This is a genomic window from Nitrosospira sp. NpAV (assembly GCF_000832065.1).
In the GTDB taxonomy this organism is placed as follows: domain Bacteria; phylum Pseudomonadota; class Gammaproteobacteria; order Burkholderiales; family Nitrosomonadaceae; genus Nitrosospira.
In genome coordinates this window covers 1-775 of sequence record NZ_JXQM01000091.1, presented here as the reverse complement: position 1 = coordinate 775, position 775 = coordinate 1, and the positions used below count along the sequence as shown (strand labels likewise).

The following is a 775-nucleotide window of genomic DNA, read 5'->3' as shown; positions in this document are numbered from 1 at the left end:
CCATCTCAGGCATAACCTGGCCTACGATATCGAGAATGAGGATTGGATGCCCATTCGAGATTCATCATCAAACCGGAATGATGCTTAACCTTCGCACCACAATGATCCGCTACTTACGGATTCTGGTGAATATGATGATGAGGATGGCCTGGAATGGCATGGCGTGCATGATCACTTAGCTGAGCATCAAACCATTTATGGATAGCTTCAATCAGCTTTGTTTCATTAGCCGAATAGTCAATTTCAGCTCCATTGGACAGTTCTTTATACACAATTTTGATCTGGCCTGGTTCTGCCATCCGCAATTCTGCCAAACCAGGCATATCTGCACCATGAATTTTGGCCGGATCAGAAAAATCGCCTTGAATAAATTCTTGTGAAATTTTTGACAAATGTTCACGTATCAACTCAACTTGTTCAATATTGGAACTATCTTTCGCAAGAACCTGCTGCAAACCACCTGCTGCTGTTTTCGAGAAAATATGTATTGTCTGCTCTAAACTGAAAGGCATCACATGAGCCCCGCGCTCTGCAACTTCATCCAGTCGTTCCTCTGTTACTTTTTCTCCTGCCCGGACAGATAAAGTCATAAACAGCATGCTTAACAGAGCTAAGATTATTAGTCGTCTTTTCATTTTGTTACCTCTCTTGTTTATAACCAAAAAAGTAAAGTTAGAATTTATAAAATAATCCGAAAACCAGTAAACTCTACAGGCTGATTTGTTTTTATCAGGTATTCATGATCATTCTTACCAGATTGGGCATTCCCTTACCC

General features: G+C 40.8%; 1 protein-coding gene. It reads right to left on the bottom strand.

All coding sequences use genetic code 11. The features are described 5' to 3' along the window. Positions 1 to 113: 113 nt before the first annotated feature. Positions 114 to 635 carry an aspartate carbamoyltransferase gene (locus tag SQ11_RS15435; RefSeq protein ID WP_041515093.1) on the bottom strand — a complete coding sequence of 174 codons (522 nt, stop codon included), beginning with the start codon at positions 633 to 635 and terminating at the stop codon, positions 114 to 116. Positions 636 to 775: the final 140 nt, after the last annotated feature.